This window comes from Aeromonas sp. R2-1 (genome assembly GCF_040908425.1).
In the GTDB taxonomy this organism is placed as follows: domain Bacteria; phylum Pseudomonadota; class Gammaproteobacteria; order Enterobacterales; family Aeromonadaceae; genus Aeromonas; species Aeromonas caviae.
This window is the reverse complement of record NZ_JBFODR010000008.1, coordinates 102949-123581: the sequence shown is the minus strand read 5'-3', so window position 1 is coordinate 123581 and position 20633 is coordinate 102949. Positions and strand designations below refer to the sequence as shown.

Annotated in this window: 17 protein-coding genes and 1 pseudogene; 10 read left to right on the top strand and 8 right to left on the bottom strand. The window is 64.6% G+C overall.

What is annotated here, in order from left to right:
• Positions 1-10: 10 nt before the first annotated feature.
• The 4 genes from AB5Y80_RS02070 (at position 11) to ompA (ending at position 5919) form a co-directional block, all read left to right on the top strand.
• Positions 11-955, top strand: a complete 945-nt coding sequence (locus AB5Y80_RS02070; RefSeq protein WP_039039680.1) for a branched-chain amino acid transaminase — start codon at positions 11-13, stop codon at positions 953-955.
• 146 nt (positions 956-1101) lie between these two features.
• Positions 1102-2943, top strand: a complete 1842-nt coding sequence (gene ilvD / locus AB5Y80_RS02065; RefSeq protein WP_368172466.1) for a dihydroxy-acid dehydratase — start codon at positions 1102-1104, stop codon at positions 2941-2943.
• Positions 2944-3007: 64 nt separating this feature from the next.
• The gene (gene ilvA, locus AB5Y80_RS02060; protein WP_010676083.1) at positions 3008-4540 is read left to right on the top strand and encodes a threonine ammonia-lyase, biosynthetic; all 1533 of its coding nucleotides are present in this window, start codon (positions 3008-3010) and stop codon (positions 4538-4540) included.
• A 248-nt stretch (positions 4541-4788) separates the two neighbouring features.
• Positions 4789-5919: a porin OmpA gene (ompA, locus tag AB5Y80_RS02055; protein ID WP_048209598.1), complete on the top strand. Its 1131-nt coding sequence runs from the start codon at positions 4789-4791 to the stop codon at positions 5917-5919.
• Positions 5920-5971: 52 nt separating this feature from the next.
• Here the strand turns inward: ompA and AB5Y80_RS02050 are convergent, their stop codons facing one another.
• Complete coding sequence (locus tag AB5Y80_RS02050) at positions 5972-6367, bottom strand: HPP family protein (protein WP_041201741.1); 396 nt, start codon at positions 6365-6367, stop codon at positions 5972-5974.
• A 150-nt stretch (positions 6368-6517) separates the two neighbouring features.
• Here AB5Y80_RS02050 and AB5Y80_RS02045 point away from each other — a divergent pair, with 150 nt between their 5' ends.
• Positions 6518-7057 (top strand): TetR/AcrR family transcriptional regulator, encoded by a 540-nt coding sequence (locus AB5Y80_RS02045; RefSeq protein ID WP_286700108.1) that lies wholly within the window; start codon positions 6518-6520, stop codon positions 7055-7057.
• Here the strand turns inward: AB5Y80_RS02045 and priA are convergent.
• A complete protein-coding gene (priA, locus tag AB5Y80_RS02040) occupies positions 7054-9261 on the bottom strand; it encodes a primosomal protein N' (protein ID WP_368172465.1) in 2208 nt (735 codons plus the stop codon). The two genes, AB5Y80_RS02045 and priA, sit on opposite strands and share 4 nt — an antisense overlap.
• Before the next feature lie 147 nt (positions 9262-9408).
• Here priA and rpmE point away from each other — a divergent pair, with 147 nt between their 5' ends.
• The 3 genes from rpmE (at position 9409) to AB5Y80_RS02025 (ending at position 12610) form a co-directional block, all read left to right on the top strand.
• On the top strand, positions 9409-9624 hold the full coding sequence (gene rpmE / locus AB5Y80_RS02035; RefSeq protein WP_010676078.1) for a 50S ribosomal protein L31: 216 nt from the start codon (positions 9409-9411) through the stop codon (positions 9622-9624).
• Positions 9625-9740: 116 nt separating this feature from the next.
• A complete protein-coding gene (locus AB5Y80_RS02030) occupies positions 9741-11174 on the top strand; it encodes a DUF2867 domain-containing protein (protein ID WP_010676077.1) in 1434 nt (477 codons plus the stop codon).
• A 179-nt stretch (positions 11175-11353) separates the two neighbouring features.
• Positions 11354-12610: a malic enzyme-like NAD(P)-binding protein gene (locus AB5Y80_RS02025; RefSeq protein ID WP_045522880.1), complete on the top strand. Its 1257-nt coding sequence runs from the start codon at positions 11354-11356 to the stop codon at positions 12608-12610.
• A gap of 72 nt (positions 12611-12682) precedes the next feature.
• Here AB5Y80_RS02025 and AB5Y80_RS02020 read toward each other — a convergent pair whose 3' ends face one another.
• The 5 genes and pseudogenes from AB5Y80_RS02020 to trmA form a co-directional block, all read right to left on the bottom strand.
• Entirely contained in the window at positions 12683-12865 is a 183-nt protein-coding gene (locus tag AB5Y80_RS02020; RefSeq protein WP_010676075.1) for a hypothetical protein, read from the bottom strand.
• Between the two features lie 54 nt (positions 12866-12919).
• Positions 12920-14245: a two-component system sensor histidine kinase RstB gene (gene rstB, locus AB5Y80_RS02015; protein ID WP_368172464.1), complete on the bottom strand. Its 1326-nt coding sequence runs from the start codon at positions 14243-14245 to the stop codon at positions 12920-12922.
• 113 nt (positions 14246-14358) lie between these two features.
• A pseudogene (locus tag AB5Y80_RS02010) lies at positions 14359-14448 on the bottom strand (two-component system response regulator RstA); the annotation flags it as partial.
• Between the two features lie 25 nt (positions 14449-14473).
• Positions 14474-15181 carry a two-component system response regulator RstA gene (rstA, locus tag AB5Y80_RS02005; RefSeq protein ID WP_010676073.1) on the bottom strand — a complete coding sequence of 236 codons (708 nt, stop codon included), beginning with the start codon at positions 15179-15181 and terminating at the stop codon, positions 14474-14476.
• Positions 15182-15439: 258 nt separating this feature from the next.
• Positions 15440-16573: a tRNA (uridine(54)-C5)-methyltransferase TrmA gene (gene trmA, locus AB5Y80_RS02000; RefSeq protein WP_042864749.1), complete on the bottom strand. Its 1134-nt coding sequence runs from the start codon at positions 16571-16573 to the stop codon at positions 15440-15442.
• A gap of 169 nt (positions 16574-16742) precedes the next feature.
• Between trmA and AB5Y80_RS01995 the strand changes: the two genes are divergently transcribed.
• Together AB5Y80_RS01995 and AB5Y80_RS01990 are read left to right on the top strand one after the other, a co-directional pair.
• Complete coding sequence (locus AB5Y80_RS01995; RefSeq protein WP_368172474.1) at positions 16743-17864, top strand: DUF5610 domain-containing protein; 1122 nt, start codon at positions 16743-16745, stop codon at positions 17862-17864.
• A 94-nt stretch (positions 17865-17958) separates the two neighbouring features.
• Complete coding sequence (locus AB5Y80_RS01990) at positions 17959-18492, top strand: ATP--cob(I)alamin adenosyltransferase (RefSeq protein ID WP_104452114.1); 534 nt, start codon at positions 17959-17961, stop codon at positions 18490-18492.
• 154 nt (positions 18493-18646) lie between these two features.
• On the opposite strand, the gene malZ is transcribed toward AB5Y80_RS01990, so the two are convergent.
• Entirely contained in the window at positions 18647-20476 is a 1830-nt protein-coding gene (malZ, locus tag AB5Y80_RS01985; protein ID WP_029314873.1) for a maltodextrin glucosidase, read from the bottom strand.
• Between the last annotated feature and the right edge of the window lie 157 nt (positions 20477-20633).

The window sequence follows — 20633 nt, the reverse complement described above, 5'->3', positions numbered from 1 at the left end:
AGCCAAGCCGATGTCACAGCCTTCCCAATCCGCCGCACACCCCCAATACATCTGGTTCAACGGCAAGCTGGTCCCCTGGCAGGATGCCCAGGTGCATGTCATGAGCCATGCCCTGCACTACGGATCCTCGGTGTTCGAGGGGGTGCGGGCCTATGACACTCCCAAGGGGACCTGCATCTTCCGCCTGCAGGAGCACACCCGCCGCCTGTTCGACTCCGCCAAGATCTACTGGATGGACGTCCCCTACAGCGAGTCCGAAGTGAATGAAGCCTGCCGCACCGTGGTGCGCGAGAACGGCCTGAAGAGCGGCTACCTGCGCCCGCTGGCCTTTGTCGGCAACGTGGGGCTGGGGCTGCATCCGCCGCTGGATGCCAAGGCCGACCTCATGGTCGCGGCCCTGCCCTGGGGCGCCTACCTCGGTGAAGAGGGGTTGAAAAACGGAGTGGATGTGTGCGTCACCTCCTGGAACCGGCTCGCTCCCAACACCATCCCGACCGGTGCCAAGGCGGGGGGCAACTATCTCTCTTCCCAGCTCATCAGCCGCGAGGCCAAGCGCAACGGCTTCGCCGAGGGGCTGGCGCTGGATGTGAACGGCTATCTGAGCGAAGGGGCGGGGGAGAACCTGTTTCTGGTGAAGAACGGCGTGCTGTTCACCCCGCCCGCCACCGCCGCCATCCTGCCCGGCATCACCCGCGACACCATCATGACGCTGGCGCGCGACTTGGGTTACGAGGTGCGCGAGCAGGCGCTGCCCCGTGAAGCGCTGTACGTCGCAGACGAAATCTTCATGACCGGCACCGCCGCCGAGGTGACCCCGGTGCGCTCGGTGGATCGGATGAAGGTGGGCGCCGGTTGCCGTGGCCCGGTGACCGAGCAGTTGCAGAACGCCTTCTTTGGCCTGTTCAACGGCAAGACCGAGGACAAGTGGGGCTGGCTGACGCCGGTCAACGACTGATGATAGCGGGGAGGCGTCACGCCTCCCCGAGTCGCTTCCGGTGAAGGCTCCCCGAGGTGCCTTCACCAGGATCGATTCCCGATCCGCGAATCACACATTCATGTTGAAAGACAATGCGCCCCAGGGGCATTCAGGGAGTAGAGACAATGCCGAAGTTGAGATCCGCCACCACCACCCACGGACGTAACATGGCCGGGGCCCGCGCCCTCTGGCGTGCCACCGGCATGACCGATCAGGATTTCGGCAAGCCCATCATCGCCGTGGTCAACTCTTTCACCCAGTTCGTGCCGGGCCACGTCCACCTCAAGGATCTGGGCCAGCTGGTCGCCCGCGAAATCGAGGCGGCTGGCGGGGTCGCGAAGGAGTTCAACACCATCGCCGTGGATGACGGCATCGCCATGGGCCACGGTGGCATGCTCTATTCCCTGCCGTCCCGCGAACTCATCGCCGACTCGGTGGAGTACATGGTCAACGCCCACTGCGCCGACGCCATGGTCTGCATCTCCAACTGCGACAAGATCACCCCGGGGATGCTGATGGCTGCCCTGCGCATCAATATCCCGGTCATTTTTGTCTCCGGCGGCCCCATGGAAGCGGGCAAGACCAAGCTCTCCGACCAGATCATCAAGTTGGATCTGGTGGACGCCATGATCCAGGGTGCCGACCCCAAGGTCTCCGATGCACAGAGCGATCAGATCGAGCGCAGCGCCTGCCCCACCTGCGGCTCCTGCTCCGGCATGTTCACCGCCAACTCCATGAACTGCCTGACCGAGGCACTGGGTCTCTCCCAGCCGGGCAACGGCTCCCTGCTGGCAACCCACAGCGACCGCGAGCAGCTGTTCAAGCTGGCGGGCCAGCGTATCGTCACTCTGGCCAAGCGCTGGTATGAGCAGGACGATGCCTCGGCACTGCCGCGCAACATCGCCACCAAGGCGGCGTTCGAGAACGCCATGGCGCTCGACATCGCCATGGGCGGCTCCACCAACACCGTGCTGCACCTGCTGGCGGCAGCCCAGGAGGCGGGTGTCGACTTCACCATGGCCGACATCGACCGCATGTCCCGCAAGGTGCCCCAGCTCTGCAAGGTGGCGCCCTCCACCCAGAAGTACCACATGGAAGACGTGCACCGCGCCGGTGGCGTGGTCGCCATCCTGGGTCAGCTGGAAAAAGCGGGCCTGGTGCACGGGGATACCCGCAACGTGCTGGGCACCTCCCTGGGGGAGCTGCTGGCCGAATATGACGTCAGCCGCAGCCATGACAAGGGGGTTCACGACTTCTACCGTGCAGGCCCTGCCGGCATCCGTACCACCAAGGCGTTCAGTCAGGATTGCCGCTGGCCCGAGCTGGATCTGGACCGCGCCGAGGGGTGCATCCGCTCCTTCGATCACGCCTACAGCCAGGAAGGTGGCCTGGCGGTCCTCGCTGGCAACCTCGCCCTCAACGGGGCCATCGTCAAGACCGCCGGGGTGGACGAGGAGAACCTTACCTTCCGCGGCCCGGCCCGGGTATTCGAGAGCCAGGAGAGCGCGGTGAGCGGCATCCTGGACGGCACGGTGAAAGCCGGTGAAGTGGTGGTGATCCGCTACGAGGGCCCGAAAGGGGGCCCCGGCATGCAGGAGATGCTCTATCCCACCACCTATCTCAAGTCCATGGGATTGGGCAAGGCGTGTGCCCTCATCACCGACGGTCGCTTCTCCGGCGGTACCTCGGGTCTCTCCATCGGCCATGTCTCCCCGGAGGCGGCCTCTGGTGGCACTATCGGTCTGGTGGAGGATGGCGACATCATCAACATCGACATCCCGGCCCGCAGCATGGTGCTGGAGGTGGCCGACAGCGTGCTGGCCACTCGCCGCGCCGCCGTCTCTGCCCGTGGCTGGAAGCCGGTCGATCGTCAGCGCGAGGTCTCCTTTGCCCTGCGTGCCTACGCTATGTTCGCCACCAGCGCCGACAAGGGCGCGGTGCGCGATCGCACCCTGCTGGGGGAGTGAGAGAATGAACTGTCATGATATGGGCGCATTGCGCGCCCTTCGCCACGAGACGGGGGTATAAACCATGGTCTCTGCGGCGGATTATCTACGCAAGGTACTGCTCTCCCCCGTCTACGAGGCGGCGAGGGTCACCCCTTTGCAAACCCTGAAGAAACTCTCCGAGCGGCTCGGCAATCACGTCAGCCTGAAGCGGGAGGATCTGCAACCGGTTCACTCCTTCAAGCTGCGCGGCGCCTACCACAAGATCGCTACCCTGACCCAGGAGCAGAAAGAGCGCGGCGTCATCGCCGCCTCCGCCGGCAACCACGCCCAGGGGGTCGCCCTGTCGGCCGCCAAGCTCGGCATCAAGGCGATCATCGTGATGCCCAAGACCACGCCGGACATCAAGATCGACGCGGTGCGCCGTCAGGGCGGCAACGTCATGCTGTTTGGCAACAGCTTCGATGAGGCCTACGGCGAGAGCCGCCGACTCGCCGAGTTGGAGGGCTACACCCTGATCCCGCCGTTTGACGACGTCGAGGTGATCGCGGGCCAGGGCACCATCGGCAAGGAGCTGCTGGAGCAGGATACCCACCTCACCCACGTCTTCGTGCCGGTGGGCGGCGGCGGCCTGGCCGCCGGGGTGGCGGTCTACATCAAGCAGCTGCTGCCGGATGTGAAGGTGATCGGGGTGGAGGCGGAGGGGTCCGCCTGCCTCAAGGCGGCGCTGGCGGCTGGCGAGCCGGTCAATCTGGACCGGGTCTCCCTGTTTGCGGACGGGGTGGCGGTCAAGCGCATCGGCGAGGAGACCTTCCGGCTGTGCAACCAGTATCTGGACGAGGTGGTGACCGTCTCCAACGACCAGATCTGCGCCGCGCTCAAAGACATCTTCGACGACTGCCGCGCCATCGCCGAGCCGTCAGGGGCCTTGTCCCTGGCGGGCCTCAAAGCGTACAGCGAGCGCGAGCAGGTCAAGGGTGGTCGGATGGCGGCCATTCTGTCCGGCGCCAACGTCAACTTCCACAGCCTGCGCTACGTTTCCGAGCGCTGCGAGATCGGCGAGAAGCGCGAGGGCATGCTGGCGGTGACCATCCCCGAGCGCAAGGGGGCCTTCCTCGACTTCTGCCGTCAGCTGGGGCCCCGCATGGTGACCGAGTTCAACTACCGCTACGCCGATGCCGAGCAGGCGTCGCTGTTCGTCTCGGTGCGCCTCACCGGCGGTGACGAGGAGCTGGGCCAGATCATCGATCAGCTCGGCGGCAACGGCTATCCGGTGGTCAACATGACTGAGAGCGAGCTGGCCAAGAACCACGTGCGCTACATGATTGGCGGCCGCCCGGCCCGGCCCCTCGGTGAACGCCTCTACAGCTTCAAGTTCCCGGAGCAGCCGGGGGCCCTGATGCGCTTCCTGGAGACCCTGGGCTGTCGCTGGAACATCAGCCTGTTCCACTACCGCAACCACGGCGCCGACTATGGACGGGTGCTCTGCGCCTTCGAGCTGCCGGACGAGGACGTGGCGGCTTTCCACGACTACCTGCACGAGATTGGCTACGGCTGGAAAGAGGTGAGCGAGGATCCCGCCTACCGCCTGTTCCTGGCGAGCCAGGGCAGTCAGTGAGCGGGGAGCCATCCCCTTGCCAGATGAAAAACGAAGAGCCCGGCTCTTCGTTTTTTTATGGGCAACGCGCCGGCCCCCATGATTGGGGGCACGGTGGCTGATAATGTCGCCAATATCACACTCCTGAGTCCCTGGTCGTTTGAGGCTGGTTGCAGATGGGATAATCTGAATGCGGGGCTTGGGTTCAGGGCCCCGTCAGGGAAGAGAGACGCAGCCGCGTCATAACAATTCATTGCAGGGGCTCATCCATGAACAGATCTATGCTCGCCGTCCTGATCGGCGCTTTGATGGCAACAGGGACGGTGCAGGCTGCCGCCCAGGACAACACCTGGTATGTCGGCGGCAAGGCCGGCTGGTCAAATTATTACGGGGTGGATTACAACGCTCAGGTCGAAGAGCTGTTTGATGCGACCAAGGTGAACGAGAACAGCGATGATCTCGGTCTGGGGCTGTTTGCCGGTTATCAGGTGAACAGAAACGTGGCGGTTGAGCTCGGCTATGACTGGCTCGGCAAGTATCAGGTGGACAAGCACTACTCGGGCAACGGGGTTGATTTCGCACTCGATGGCGAGGCCAAGGCCCAGATGGTGCAGGCCACCATGAAGATCATCCTGCCTGCAACCTCGGCACTGGATATCTACGGCCGTCTCGGGGGGGCCTATGCCTGGACCGAGAGCTCACTCAACGTCAGGGCCAGCGATGGCACCAGCAGCCTCTCCGAATCCCATGAGGGCAATAAATATCATGGTGCCGCCTTTGTCGGGGCGCTGGGGGTCGAATACGCCATCGACAAGGATTGGGCCGCCCGCCTCGAATACCAGTACACCACACCCCTTGGCAAGACTTCCCTCGACGAGTCAGGCATCGAGATGGACAACGGCCTGCTGTCGGTCGGCATGCTCTATCGCTTCGGCCAGATCGGCGACGAGCCGGTGGCACCAACGCCTGCGCCCGAACCTGCGCCCGCCCCGGCCCCCGTGCTGGTGGAGAAACAGTTCAGCCTGGATTCCGATGTGCTGTTCGAGTTCAACAAGGCGACCCTGAAGCCGGCCGCCAGCCAGGCCCTCGACAACCTGTTTGCCCAGATCCTGGCGGCCAATCCGAAAGACGGGGTGGCGACGGTGATCGGTCATACCGACCGCATCGGCTCTGAGGCCTACAACCAGTCCCTCTCCGAACAGCGTGCCCGCACGGTGGCGGATTATCTCATCGCCAAGGGATTGTTTGCCGACAAGGTGCGTGCCGAAGGGCGGGGAGAGTCTTCGCCCGTGACCGGGGGCAGCTGCCCGGATGGCGCCAAGGCGCAGATGATCGCCTGTCTGGCCCCGGATCGCCGGGTCGAGGTGCGCCTGACCGGGGTCTCCCAGGTTGCCGAATAAGCCATCTTTGCCTTGCTATTAAACAACGAGGGGGCCTTGGCCCCCTCGTTGTTTATGTGGGTGTGAGCCGTGACGTTTGCAGCCGCCTGGCGCAATGGCTCACCATGATCAGCAGCAAGGCGCCGGGCAGCACTGTTTGCCAGAGGAAAGGCCAGGACTGGGTGGTGAGCAGGATCAACAGTGGATTGGCTCCGGCGGGTGGGTGGATCAGCCCCAGTCCCTGCATGAGTGCAATGGACAGGCCCACACCCAGCGCCAGCTTGAGTTCCATCGGTAGCGGGAGCAATTGCACCACCAACCCCACGGTGGCCGATAACAGGTGGCCTCCCAGCACGTTCTGCGGACGGGCCAGCGGACTGTCCGGCAGTGAGAAGAGCAGCACACAGCTTGCCCCGAACGGTGCCATCAACAGGGTCGACTGCCAGCTCATGTCCAGCCAGCCGAGCAACATTATGGCCAGGCAGGCACCGAGCCCTGCCAGCCAGGCACTTCGCCATCGTCTTGTTTCCATCTCCTGTCTCCTTGTCTGTGCCGGATCACTTGATCCAGCCTGCGACATTAGGTAGACAGATCGGTGTACTTCAAGAGGAAATTCACCATGAGCGAAAAACGGCAACAGCTGATGACGACAGCCTATCGGCTGTTCAATCGTCACGGCTTTCACGCCACCGGCATCGATCGCATCTGGGCCGAGGCGGGCAGTACCAAACGCACCCTCTATCGCCACTTCCCCACCAAGGATGCCTTGATCGAAGCGGTGCTGATGGCGCGGGATGCGGAGTTCTTTGCCCTGCTCGATGCCAGGATGGATGGGGTGTCGGGGCGGGAGGCCAGGTTGCTGGCGCTGTTCGATGGCTTTGCGGACTGGTTTGGCCGCAGCGACTTCTACGGCTGCAACTTCATCAACGCGAGCGCCGAGTTCTCCGATCCTCGCCACCCGGTACGCAAGCTGGTGGTGGCCCACAAGCGGGCGTTGCTGAACTGGGTCAGGAAGGCCCTCGAATGCACCGAGGTGCAGGCCACCGGGTTATGCCTGCTGCTGGAAGGGGCCGTGGTGATGGCCCACAGCTATCAGCAGCCCCTGGCTCTGGAACAGGCCAGGGTGTTGGCGGAGGCCGTGCTGGCAGAGCCGCGCTAGTTCAGTTCCGTGGGGTCGATATCCAGGCTCCAGCGCACCCGCTTGCTCTCGGGCCACCCCTCCAGCTCCTTCACTGCCCAGTCGAGCAACTGGGCCAGCGGTGCCCGGCTGGGCCCCTGCACCAGTAGCTGCATGCGAAACTTGCCCGCCTTGCGCTCCATGAAGCCGCTGATGGGCCCCAGCACCTGCACCTGGGGGTAGCGGGCGCTGCGCAGGGTATCGGCGAGGCGGGCGAGGAACAGCTGTACCTCGTCGCGGCCGTTGGCCTCGGCCCGGAACAGTCCCTGATGGCTGAACGGTGGCAGCCCCAGCAGGCGGCGCTCTTTCAGCGCCGTGTCGGCGAAGTGGCCGTAACCGTTCTGGGTCAGATCCTGCAGCAGGGCATGCTCGGGATGGTGGCTCTGCAACACCACCAACCCAGGTTTGCTGGCACGACCAGCCCGGCCCGCCACCTGGGTGTAGAGCTGGGCCAGCTTCTCGGCGGCGCGAAAATCGGCGCTGAACAGGGCGCTATCCACATCCAGCAGTCCGACCAGGGTCACATCCGGGAAGTGGTGGCCCTTGGCCAGCATCTGGGTGCCGATCAGGATCTTGTACTTGCCCGCCTTGATGTCGCCGAGGTGGGTCTCCAGCTCCCCCTTGCGGCGGGTGTTGTCCCGGTCGATGCGCACCACCGGATATTGCGGGAACACGGTGCCAAGCAGTTGCTCCAGCTGCTCGGTGCCGACCCCGGAGCCGATGAGCTCGTTGCTGCCACACTCGGGACAGTGATGGGGCAACGGGCGCACGCTGTCACAGTGGTGGCAGTGCAGCCGCCGCCCGGCCTGGTGCCAGGTGTACCAGGCGTCACAGCGCTCGCAGGCGGCACTCCAGCCGCACTGGTGGCAGATGAGTGCCGGCGCATAGCCCCGGCGGTTGAGAAACAGCATCACCTGGTTGCCCGCCGCCAGGTGTTCGGCCATCAGCTGCTCCAGCTGGGGGGAGAGCCCCGCCTGCAGCCGCACGTTCTTGATGTCCAGGATCACCTGGCGAGCGGTCTGGGCGTTGCCGGCGCGGCGAGTGAGAGTGAGGTGGTGATACTTGCCGCTGCGGGCGTTGTGCAATGTCTCCAGCGACGGGGTGGCAGATCCAAGCAGGATGGGAATGCCGGCGCGATGGGCCCGCATCACCGCCAGATCCCGCGCGTGGTAGCGAAAGCCGTCCTGTTGCTTGAAGGAGCTGTCGTGCTCCTCGTCGATGATGATGATGCCGAGGTCCTTGAACGGCGTGAACACCGCAGATCGGGTGCCGATCAGAATGGCGGCACCACCGTCGCGGCAGGCGAGCCAGGCATCGAGCCGCTCCCTGTCGTTCATGGCGGAGTTCATCGCCACCACGGGCACGTTGAAGCGGCGCCGGAAGCGGTTGATGGTCTGGGGGGTGAGGCCAATTTCCGGCACCATCACCAGCGCCTGCTTGCCCGCCTTGAGCAGGGGCTCGAGGATGCTGAGGTAAACCTCTGTCTTGCCGGAGCCCGTGATGCCGTCCAGCAGGAAGGCACCGAACTTGTTGCTCTGGCTGGTGACGGCGGCCACCGCCAGCGCCTGCTCGCCGTTGAGGCGCAGCCCCTCACCCGGCTCGAAGCGGGTGGCCCAGTCGCCATCATGGCTCGGCTCCAGCGAGCGCTTCTCCAGCAGTCCCTTCTTCTCCAGCGCGGTGAGGGTTGCGCTCTGGATCTCCTCCTGTTTGAGGGCGGAGGGGGTCTGCGGCCCCTTGCGCAGCAAGGCGAGGGCCTGCTGCTGCTTGGCCGCCCGCTTGAGCTCGTTGAGGTCGATGGCCATGCCCGCATCGGTAGCAAACCAGAACTCCAGCTCCCGATAGGCGGCGGGCTCACCCTTGCGCACCAGCACAGGCAGGGCGTGGGGCAGCACTTCCCCCAGCGGGTGCTGGTAGTAACCGGCGCTCCAGGCCATCAGCGCCAGAATGTCGGGCCCCAGCACGGGGGCGCTGTCGAGCACCCTCTTCAAGGGCTTTAATTTGTTGCGGGGGACCAGGCTCTCGGTCGGGTGATCCACCACCAGACCGACCAGGGTCTGCGGGCCGAACGGGATCTCGACCCGGCAACCGGGGGCAGGCAAGGGCAGGGGAGAGAGATAGTCGAAATGACGGCGTAACGGCACCGGCACAGCCACACGAACCAGATCCAGCGTTTGGGAAGAATTCACCAGGGGTTGCCTATTTTTTCTGCGAAGCCACTTGCCTGATCTCAGGCGTTTCCTATATTATTCGCAGCCTTTGAAACTGTGTTCAACAATCGTGTGGTGTCCGACAAGAGATCGGATGGCGACACGGCCTGATAATTGAGGTTGTCCATGAAAGCTGGTATCCATCCTGACTACGTAGCCATCACCGCCAAGTGCTCTTGCGGTAACGTCATCAACACCTTCTCTACCATCGGTAAAGATCTGAACCTGGACGTGTGCTCCGAGTGCCACCCGTTCTACACCGGCAAGCAGAAAGAAGTTTCTAGCGGCGGCCGCGTAGACAAGTTCAACAAGCGTTTCGGTGGCTTGACCTCCAAGAAGTAATCTTGCTTCTGAAGAATTCTGAAAAAGGCGCCCATCGGGTGCCTTTTTTATTGGCCGCCATTCTGTAATTCCCCGCTTTGCCCTATGGTGTTGGCTCAACCAAGGGAGAAGAGCCGATGCGCACATGTCTGGTGATGGGAGCTGCCGGGTACATAGGATCCTACCTGGTGCCTCATCTGCAGGGTCTGGGGTACAGGGTCATCGCCGGGGCCCGTCGTCCCTGCCGTCTGCCGGAGGGGGTGGCGTTTCGCCTCGCCGACAGCCTCAAGCCTGCCACCCTGCCCCCTGCGCTGGCGGGGGTCGACACCGTCTTCTATCTGGTACACGCCATGGGGGCGGGGGCCGGTTTTCACCGGCTGGAGCAGCAGGGAGTGAAGAACTTCGCCGCCGCCGCCCGTGCCGCCGGGGTGCGCCGCATCGTCTATCTCGGGGCCATCCAGCCCGAGCCCTGCAACAGTCGCCACCTCAACTCCCGGCGCTACTGTGGCGAGCTGTTTCGCAGCGCAGGGGTGCCCACGGTAGAGCTGCGTGCCGGCATCATCATAGGCCCCGGCTCGGCGGCGTTCGAGGTGATGCGGGATCTGGTGTACAACCTGCCCATGATGGTGACGCCCAAGTGGGTGCGTTCCCGCACGCCCCCCATCGCCCTCTCCAACCTCTTGCACTATCTGGGCGGGCTGGTGGAAGCCGACGGGGTGGATGGCCAGATCTTCAATGCGGCCGGCCCCGAGCTGCTCAGCTACCAGCAGCAGCTCCAGAAGTTCGCCGCCCACATCGGCAAACGCTGCCCCATCATTCCGATCCCCTTTTTGAGCCCCCGGCTCTCCGCCTGGTGGCTGCAGTTCGCCACCTCGGTTCCCCAGCCCATCGCCAAGGCGCTGGTGGGGGGGCTCAAGCACGACATCCCGGCGGATGACGGCCCCTTGCGCGCCCTGCTGCCCCAGCATCTGCTCAGCTTCGATGAGGCGCTGGCGGAGAGCCTGGCGCTGGAGCAGAGGCTCGGTGCCGAGCAGCACGGGGAGGAGACGCCCCTTGGTCTGCGCTGGCGCCATCCCGAATATGGCTTCTACGACCGCACCGCCAGCGGGGAGGCGGATTGCCTCGCCGCCCCCGAGGTGGTGTGGCAGGTGTTGCAGCAACTGGGGGGTGAGCAGCGCTACTTCTACATGAACGAGCTGTGGGTGGTGCGCGAATGGATGGATCACCTGATCGGCGGCCCGGCCCGGACCCGGGGGCGCACCAACCCGGATCGCTTCGTGAAGGGGGACATGCTGGACTCCTGGCAGATCCTCGGGGTGGATGAAGGACGCAGGCTGGATCTGCTGTTCAACATGAAGGCCCCCGGCGTCGGTCGGCTGGAGTTCAACATCCAGCCCCTGGAGTCCGGCCTGACCCGGCTGCGGGTGACGGCCCACTGGCATCCGCAGGGGGCCTGGGGGCTGGCCTACTGGCTCGCCATGCTGCCGTTCCACCTCTTCATCTTCCAGGGGATGACGGAGGCCATCGCCCGGCAGGCAGAGGCAAAAGCCGGCATTCCAGTCATGGATTGAAATCGAATCTATAACTAATTGGGTAGTTTTGGGTGGCATGACATGCTGCTGACTAGCGTGTCATTGCTATCCAGCGATATTTTATGCTGTGAAAGGGCGGGGGATTTCTTTATGATCCTCAGCCCTCGCCCGCTGGCGAGCCAACGCATCACTCATTCATTTCCGTATCGGGGTCCCCCATGTCCGATCAGCAGCACGATCTCCGCCAACAGGCACTCGACTACCACGCCCAACCCGTTCCGGGCAAAATCGCCATCGCCCTCACCAAGCCCGCCGAGACTGCTCGCGATCTGGCGCTGGCCTACAGCCCGGGCGTAGCCGAACCGGTACGCGAGATCGCCGCCAATCCGGCCGATGCCTACCGTTACACCGGCAAGGGCAACCTGGTGGCCGTCATCTCCAACGGCACCGCCATCCTGGGGCTGGGCAATCTGGGCCCGCTGGCCTCCAAGCCGGTGATGGAGGGCAAGGCCCTGCTGTTCAAGCGCTTTGCCGGCATCGACGCCATCGACATCGAGGTGAAGCACGAGACCAGCGCCCAGTTCATCGATACGGTGGCCGCCATCGCCGACACCTTCGGCGGCATCAACCTGGAAGACATCAAGGCCCCCGAGTGCTTCGAGATTGAAGAGGCGCTGATCGCCCGCTGCGACATCCCGGTGTTCCACGATGACCAGCACGGTACCGCCATCGTCACCGCAGCCGGGCTGCTCAACGCGCTGGAAGTGCAGGGCAAGGAGATTGGCACCAGCCGCATCGTCTGCATGGGCGCCGGTGCCGCCGCCACCGCCTGCATGGATCTGCTGATCAAGTGCGGGGCTGCGCCGCACAACATCTTCATGCTGGACCGCCAGGGTGTGATCCACAGTGGCCGCACCGATCTCAACCAGTACAAGCAGCGTTTCGCCAACGACACCCCCCTGCGTACCCTGATGGATGTCATCGACGGGGCTGACGTCTTCGTCGGCGTCTCCGGCCCGGACGTACTGCCCGCCGAGGCGGTGGCCCTGATGGCCCCCAACCCGGTGATCTTCGCCTGTTCCAACCCGGACCCCGAGATCAAGCCTGCCCTGGCTCACGGAGTGCGCGGGGATCTCATCATGGGAACCGGCCGCTCGGACTACCCGAACCAGATCAACAACGTGCTCTGCTTCCCCTTCATCTTCCGCGGCGCCCTCGACGCCCGTGCCAGCCGCATCAACGATGCCATGAAGATCGCGGCAGTGGAGGCTATCCGGGCTCTGGCCAAGGAGCCGGTGCCCGCCGAGGTGCTGACCGCCGCTGGCGTGAGTGAACTCGCCTTCGGCAAGGATTACGTCATTCCCAAGCCCATGGACGCCCGCCTGCTGCCGCGGGTTGCCCGTGCCGTGGCGCTGGCGGCGGTTGCCTCCGGGGTGGCCCGCATCGAACTGCCAGGGGATTACATGCTGGGTTGAGTCACGGCAAGCGCGTAAAAAACAGAAGGGGCCCCTGTCGGGGGCCCCTTTTTCATGGCGGGAGCGGGCGGCTTACTTGGTCTTGGGAGCAACCTTGACGGCCGGCGCCTTGGCGTGGGCAGCCTTGTGATGCTTTTTCACGACCTTGGTCTGGGTGGCGTGGGGAGCGGCGGCCTTGGTCGGGGTGGCGGCCATGGTGAAGCCGGAGGTCAGGGCGAAGACAGCGGCCAGAGTCAGGGGGATCAGCTTGTTCATATTCCAGTTCCTCGTTCGGTTTGATGACATGGAGCGTTTCTCCATGACTTCATCCTAGGGCTGTTCGACCTGCGGTTCAGTGAGCGACTGGTGACGGTTTGTATCCAAATGTACGGGCAGGGTCAGGCAGAAACGGGCACCGCTGCGGCTTGGCAGCAGTTGCACCTCGCCGCCGTGGTGGCGGGCGATGCTGCGCACGATGGCCAGCCCCAGCCCGGCGCCGCCGGTGCGTCTGTCCCGGCTCTGATCCAGGCGCACGAAGGGCTCGAAGATTTGCGGGGCCAGCGCGGGATCGATGCCGGGGCCATCGTCGGCCACCTCCAGCAGATAGTCGTCCCCCTGTCGCGCTATGCAGAGGCTTGCCTGGCTGGTGGCATGGCGCAGGGCGTTGCCGATGAGGTTCTCCAGCGCCCGGTCCAGCAATCGGGTGTCGCCGCGCCAGGGCAGAGCCATGGCCGGGCGCACGAAGTCGAGCCGCTTGTCCGGTTGCAGGGCCTGCCAGTCGGCCAGGCGGCTTCCGGCCCAGCTGCCGAGCTCCAGATCGCTGCATTGCAGCGGCAGTTCGGGGCGATCGAGCCTGGCATAGGTGAGCATCTCCTCGATGAGGGCATCGAGGGCGCCGAGGTCCCGCTCCAGCCCCTGCTGCTCCTCGGGTGAGGGAGGCTCGGCCAGCATGGCGAGGCGATAGCGCAGCCGCACCAGGGGGGAGCGCAGCTCGTGGGCGATGGCGTCGGTCAACTGCTTGCGACTGGCCAGCATGGCCTGCAACTGCTCCGCCATCTGGTCGAAGGTGCGGCCGACCCGGCCCAGGCTGCTGCCGGGCGGCAAACCGGTGCGACAGGAGAGATCCCCGTCGCCGACCCGGCGGGCGGTCTGTTCGAGCTGTTGCAGGCCGCGCCAGTGGGGGCGCAGCCAGAGCAGGATGGGCAGGCCGAGGGAAAGGCCGATGAGCAGCAGCAGCCCCACGTCCACCCAGTGCAGCTCGTGCAGGTAGGAGAGGTAGGGGACGGGACCGACGATCAGCACCTTGTCGGTGTTCGGGATGCGCTGCAGGAAAGTGTCATCCTCCTCGACGATGACGATGTTGCCCGCCTCGAGGAAGGCCTGATCCTCGCTGGCCAGGGGCTGGTTGGCGAGGACGCCGATCTGCAGCGGCAGATTGAGCTGGCGGCTCTGTTCGCCGGTGCGGGTGGCCCAGTGTTCCGGCGGCAGCCGGGCCAGCTCGCCAGTGAGCAGGCCGAGGGAGCCTTGCATCATCCGCTCCAGATAACGGTCCCCCGCCCGCTCTGCACTGACCTGATAGACCAGCCCGATGAGCAGAATGGCGAGGGTGAAGCAGCCTATCAGCAACAGATAGAACTGGATAAACAGGCGTCGCATGGGGCCTCTCCTCTTGCCTGGATTGCGTCTGGGCATTGCCTTGTTGCCCCTCATCCCCAGCCCTTCTCCCGCAAGGGGAGAAGGCTGAGTGCATCAAGGTCATTCGGCGGGGCTTATTCCCAGGCCTGGGGCACCAGCAGGTAACCTTTTTGGCGCACCGTCTTGATCCAGATCGAGTTGTTGCTGTCATTCCCTGGCTTCTGGTGTGCAGGCGTGTGAGACACCAGCTCATTCCCAAGCCTGGGGTACGAGTAGATAACCCTTCTGGCGCACCGTCTTGATGCGGGTCGGGTTGTTGCTGTCATCCCCGAGCCGGCGGCGCAGACGGGAGATGGCCACGTCCATGCTGCGATCCTGGCCGTCGTAGTCGCGCCCCCGCAGGCTGCGAAACAGCGCCTCCCGCCCCAGGATCTGGCCGGCGTGGCAGGCCAGCTCCCACAGGAGGTCGAAATCGGCGGTGGAGAGGGGGATGCTCTCCCCATCGAGGCGCACGTCCCGACCCGGGCCGTCTATCTGGAGGCGGCCGAACTGCAGGCGCTGGGGTGGGGCGGCGGGGACCACGGCCTGCTGGCTCTGCCCCTGCTGGCGAAACTGGACTCGTAGCCGGGCCAGCAGCACCGGGGGGGGCGTGGTCTTGAGGATGTAGTCGTTGGCCCCCAGCTCCAGGCTCAGGATCTGGTTCATGTCGCTGTCGAGCGAAGTGAGCATGACGATGGGGCCGGCAAAGCGCGGGCGCAGATCCCGGCACAGGGAGAGGCCATCCTGCCCCGGCAGCATGATGTCGAGCAGCACCAGATCCGGCTGCTCGGCCAGGGCCCTGTCGAGTGCCCGGTCACCCCGGGTTTCCAGCAGCACCTCGATGTCGTGGCGACCGAGCCAGCTGCTGATGAGCTGGCCTATCTCGGGATCGTCTTCAACAAACAGAACGCGTGGCATGGTGGCGTGGTTCCCCGGTCATGGCGTGAGTGGGCGTGTCGCCAGCATAACGGCTGCGTCCGCGCTCTGCACCGGGATAACTAATCAATGCGGGGGTTTTTGCCCCTTCTCCCGGGGGAGAAGGTGGGCAGGATGAACCGGTTGGCATCGGGCCGCCCCACTTGTCCCGTGGCGGGTCGGTCCGATGAGGCAGGATCCGCGCCCTTTAGTGGCCAAAGCGGCTCCGGCTGCCATGGAGCAGCCGGGGAACCGCCCGGATCAGCCGCCCTTGCGCTTCAGATACACCCCGGCTTCCATGTGGTGGGTCCAGGGGAACTGGTCGAACAGGGCGAAGCGGGCGATCTCGTGGGTTTCACCGAGCACGGCCATGTTGGCCTGCAGGGTCTCGGGGTTGCAGGAGATGTAGAGGATGTTGTCGTAATCCTGCACCAGCTTGACGGTGGCGTCGTCCAGACCGGCCCGGGGCGGGTCGACGAAGATGGTGTTGCACTGGTAGGCGCCGAGATCGACCCCCTTGAGGCGGTTGAACTCCCGCTCACCGCGCATCGCCATGGTGAACTCCTCCGCCGACATGCGCAGGATGATCAGGTTGTCGACGCCGTTGGCGGCGATGTTGAACTGGGCGGAGTCCACGCTCGGCTTGGCGATCTCGGTGGCCAGCACCTTGCGAAAGTTCTGCGCCAGGGCGATGGAGAAGTTGCCGTTGCCGCAGTAGAGCTCCAGCAGGTCCCCCTCGCTCCCCTTGGTCACGTCCAGGGCCCAGCCCAGCATCTGTTCGTTGATGGCGGCGTTGGGCTGGGTGAAGCTGTTTTCCACCTGCTTGTAGACCAGCTCGCGCCCCTGCACGGTCAGGCGTTCGATGACGAAGTCATCCCCCAGGCAGATCTTCTGCTTGTGGGCGCGGCCAATCAGTTGCAGCTCGAACCCCTTGGCACGCAGGTCGGCCTGCAGCGCCTCGGCGGCCTGCTGCCACTCGTTCTCCAGCTTGCGGTGGTAGAGCAGGCTGACGCAGATCTGGCCGGACTGGGTAGAGAGGTAGTCGATCTGGAACAGCTTCTTGCGCAGCACGGGGTGCGGGCGCAGCCCGGCCAGCAGCACCGGCATCAGCCGGTTGATGAGCAGGCTGGCGGTGGGGAAGCTGTCGACCCGGATAATCTCCTTGGTGGCCGGTGCATACATGCAGTGGAAGAGGTCGTCCCCCTCGTGCCAGATGCGGAACTCGGCGCGCATCCGGTAGTGTTCGGCGGGGGAGGCGTGCAGCTCCAGCGCGGGCGGATTGAAGGGGGCGAACAGCTGGGTGAGGCGATCGCGCTTCTCGTCGAGCTGGGCCTGGTAGTCGGCAGGAGTCCGTCTGCCCTGGGCGTCGGCGGAAGAGGGCTGGGATTGAGTCATGGATACCTCGCATGCACCGGGCTGAGCCGGGGAAAGACCGGGGGAAGGCCGCAGCCAACCAAAGGGTGGGGATTTTAAAAGGCCGTTGCGGATTGTCCAAGTTTTTTGTGGTCAAGAAGTGGCCAGTCGGGCCGATAACCGATCCACCACTATAGGCGGGAGAGTAATGATGCAAATTGATGGCATGGGCGCAGCCCAACCCAAGGGAGTGGGCATTGCTCCCAAATCGCCTCAACAGACGGAGTCGAAGACGGCGGACAAGGGGGATGAGGTCTCCCTGAACAAGCCCCCGAAATGGGCCCAGGTGCTGATCCAGCAGGCGCTGCAATTTGCGCTGGAGATCAACGGCCAGGGCTACAAGGCACCCAAGGTGCAGGAACCCCAGGAGATCACCCCGGAGACCCTGTTCGATTTCCAGTCGGTGGCGGACAACGTGTTGCAGTTCGTCACCGGGCGGATAGGCGCGGCCCGTGCCGACGGCAAGTCCGACGACGACCTGACCAAAATGATGGAGCAGGCCCGCAAGGGGGTGGACAAGGGCTTCGGTGACGCCAGGATGCAGCTCGGTGACTGGGCGGACAACGAGGACATCAAGACCGGCATGGATCAGAGCTACAAGCTGATCCAGAAGGGGCTCGACGAGTTCGAGAAGGAGTTCTTTGGCAAGGTGTCGACCACGGATCTGGGGGATGCCAGGATGGCCAGCCGCCAGCAGGCCCTCCTCGAGATCGAAACCCGGGATGGGGACAAGGTGATGCTGCGCTTCAGCGACAGCTGGCAGTTCAAGTCCCAGAGCGACGGGGGTGGCAGCCAGTTCAGCCTCAAGTCGAGCCAGAGCTTCGACTTCTCCCTGGAGGGGGATCTCGACAGTGCCGAGATGGATGCCATCGGCACCCTGGTCAAGGGGCTGGACGAGCTGGCCGGGCAGTTCTTCAAGGGGGGCGACGGCAAGACCCTGGCGGACGGGCTGAACAGGCTGCAACTGGATGACAGCCAGCTGGTCTCCTACTCCCTCAAGCTCAAGCAATCGGCCAAGTTGAGTCAGACCTACCAGGGGGCCAGTTCCCTGCAGGAGAGCCTCAAGCCCCTGGCGGACTACCTGCCGAGGCTCAGCCGGTTGCAGCAGCAGGCCGACGCCCTGCTGCCCCCTTCCCAGCAGGAGGCGCTGACACCCACCGTGCTGGCGGCGCGGGGTCAGGACGGGGCGACCCAGGGGGCAGGCTTCATGGGCTTCAACCAGCGGATGCTGGAGGCCATGCGGCTGCTTGGCCAGCAGATGGCGACCGGCTAGTCTGGCGACGCCCCCGTGATGCTGGCGGGGGCAGGGTGTTTGCCAGCCCGTCCCCGGGCTGGCACACTGCCCTTTTCCCCAGCCCGGCGATGCCATGAACCCCAAGAAGCCAAGAGACAAGCGCGAGCTCTGCTACCCCTTCATCTTCGAAACCCAGTTCCAGTGCGACTACGAGATCGCCACCGACGAGCTCTGCTGCCAGGTGGGGGCCGTGCTCTCTCATCTGATACCGGATGAGGATACCCAGCCCGTGATGGCGGATCTGGCGACCCTGCAGCGGCTCATCTACAACCTCAACGGCTCGGTGCGGGGACGGCTCGGCATCTTCGAGGAGGATCTGGACTGGCTGAAGGGGCGGTACGATCACTACAACGAGGCGAGTCGCGGCCGGGTGACCGGCTTCGTGCTGCCCCAGGGGCCCCAGCCCATTCCCACCCTGCACCTGTGCCGCTGTGGCAGCAAGAAGGTGGTGCGTCTGCTGGTACGCCTGGAAGAGAGCGGCGTGCGCTTCGATCCCATCCTCTATCGCTTCGCCAATCTGCTGGCCAACTTCTTCTTCGTGCTCACCGTCTACCTCAAGCAGGCGTGGGATGTGACCGAAGTCCCCTATGTCAGCATCAACTACTGATGAAGAGATGATGTTTGATGCATTCGTCGCATCACACATGGTGACGTAGGGCTATCGGATCGAAAAACAGCGATGAGGCAGCATCCGCCACTTCGGGGGATGCAGGCATAAAAAAACCGGCGCCCCGAGCGCCGGTTTTCTATTGCCGCTATCCCTAGCTCGACAGCAGTACCCTGGCGGAGTTGGCCGGGATCGTGAGCTGCACCTCCCCCTGCACCACCTCGAACTTGTCGCCGTTGAAGGCGTCGGTGAAGCGGCTGGCGGGGCTGGCGGTCTGCCACAGGGGCAGGCTGATGGTGCGCGGCTCCGTGGGGTGGCGGTTGCAGGCGACCACCACCTGATCGCTTTGCAGGGTACGGGCGAACACATAGCTGTGAGGGCCGGCGTAGAGGGTCTGGATGTCTCCCCGACGCAGGGCCGGGCGCTGGCGGCGCAGCTGGATCAGGCGGCGATAGTGGTCGTGCAGCACGTGATCCCAGTCGGTGGTATCCCAGGGGAAGCAGCGGCGGCAGTCCGGGTCGTTGCCGCCGGAGAGCCCCACCTCGTCGCCGTAGTAGATGGAGGGCACACCGATGTAGGTGATGAGCAGGGTGGCGGCGAGTCGCATCCGCTGCTTGTCTTCCCCCAGCAGGTGCAGGAAGCGGGCGGTGTCGTGGCTGTCCAGCAGGTTGAACTGGGCCAGCTGGTTCTTGAACGGAATATGGGCCCGCGCCAGCTTGAGCCAGTGATCCAGCTCGGTGGCGCTGATCTTGATGGGGTGATAGGCGATGTCCTGCCCCGCCAGGAAGGCGCGGATGGGGTGGGCGAAGCCGTAGTAGTTCATGGCGCCGTCCTCCTGATCCCCCTGCAGCCACTGGCTCGCTTCGAAGAAGTGCTCGCCCAGCACGTAGGCGTCCGGATTCTCCTGCTTCACCGCACCGCGAATGGCGCGCACATGGCCGCGATTGCCCTCGGCAGTGCCCCGCTCCCCCAGCATGTGGATGACGTCAAAGCGCCAGCCATCGATCTGGTAGGGGGCGCGCATCCAGTAGCGCAGAATGGCGTTGTCTGCCCGATAAACGGCGTCCTGCACCTGTTCACTTGAGAAATCCAGCTTGGGCAGGCTGCGGATCCCTTTCCAGCTAACATAATCCCCTTCCTGATCGAAGGTGTAGAAGCTGCGCCAGGGGGAGTCCGGGTTGCTCTGGGCGCCCAGCGGCGGGCAGAACCAGGGGTGCTCGGTGGAGGTGTGGTTGACCACCGCATCCAGGATGATCCTCATGCCGCGCTGGTGCAGGTTGCGGGTCAGCTCGGCAAACTGGGCATTGGTACCGAGGTGCGCATCCACCTTGAAGTAGTCCTGGGTGTCGTACTTGTGGTTGCTCGGCGAATCGAAGATGGGGTTGAGGTAGAGCGCCGTCACCCCCAGGGATTGCAGGTAGTGCAGCTTGGCGTCGATGCCCGCCAGATCCCCGCCGTAGAATTCACAGGCGCCGTGCCCCTCTTCGTGGCGGCTGACCGGCTCGCCCCAGGCCTTGCTGATGACCGCCTTGCCCCTGTACTCGTACTCGTGATGCTTGACGCTCAGCGACGGGTCGCCGTTGCAGAAGCGGTCGGGGAAGATCTGGTAGAACACCTGATCCTGCACCCAGGCCGGGGGCTGGTGATGGCTGTTGAAGCGGAAATGCTGCTCCCGCGGCGGCATGGCGGCGCTGACGCCTGCCCCGTGCAGCCACCACTGCTCCTCGTCGGTGAGGCACTTGAAGCAGTAGAGGTGGATCTCCTGCCCTCTGGCCAGCGGCAGTTCGACCTGCCAGACCTGAAGCCTGTCCCGGGTGGCGACCGGCGTCATGGCGACCAGATACTCCTCGTTGTCCGGCTCGTGGCGCAGCCACACCTCGCGGATGGGGGCGTCCAGCTCGCTGAACAGGGTGAGCTGCAGGGTGTCGGCACTCTCTTTGAACCAGGGTGCCGCCTGGGGGTGAAACAGGAAGGGGTGGGTCATGGTATCTACTGTGTCAGAGAGGCTCAGGAATGGGGGATGGGCGCAGGCCATCTTATCCCGTCCATGGGCGTGTGTATGTGACGACCGGCCAGAATGAGACGGTGCTTCCGGCTTGGCTGGGCGGTCTGCCGTGACGCTATTGGGTCAGCAAATCGGC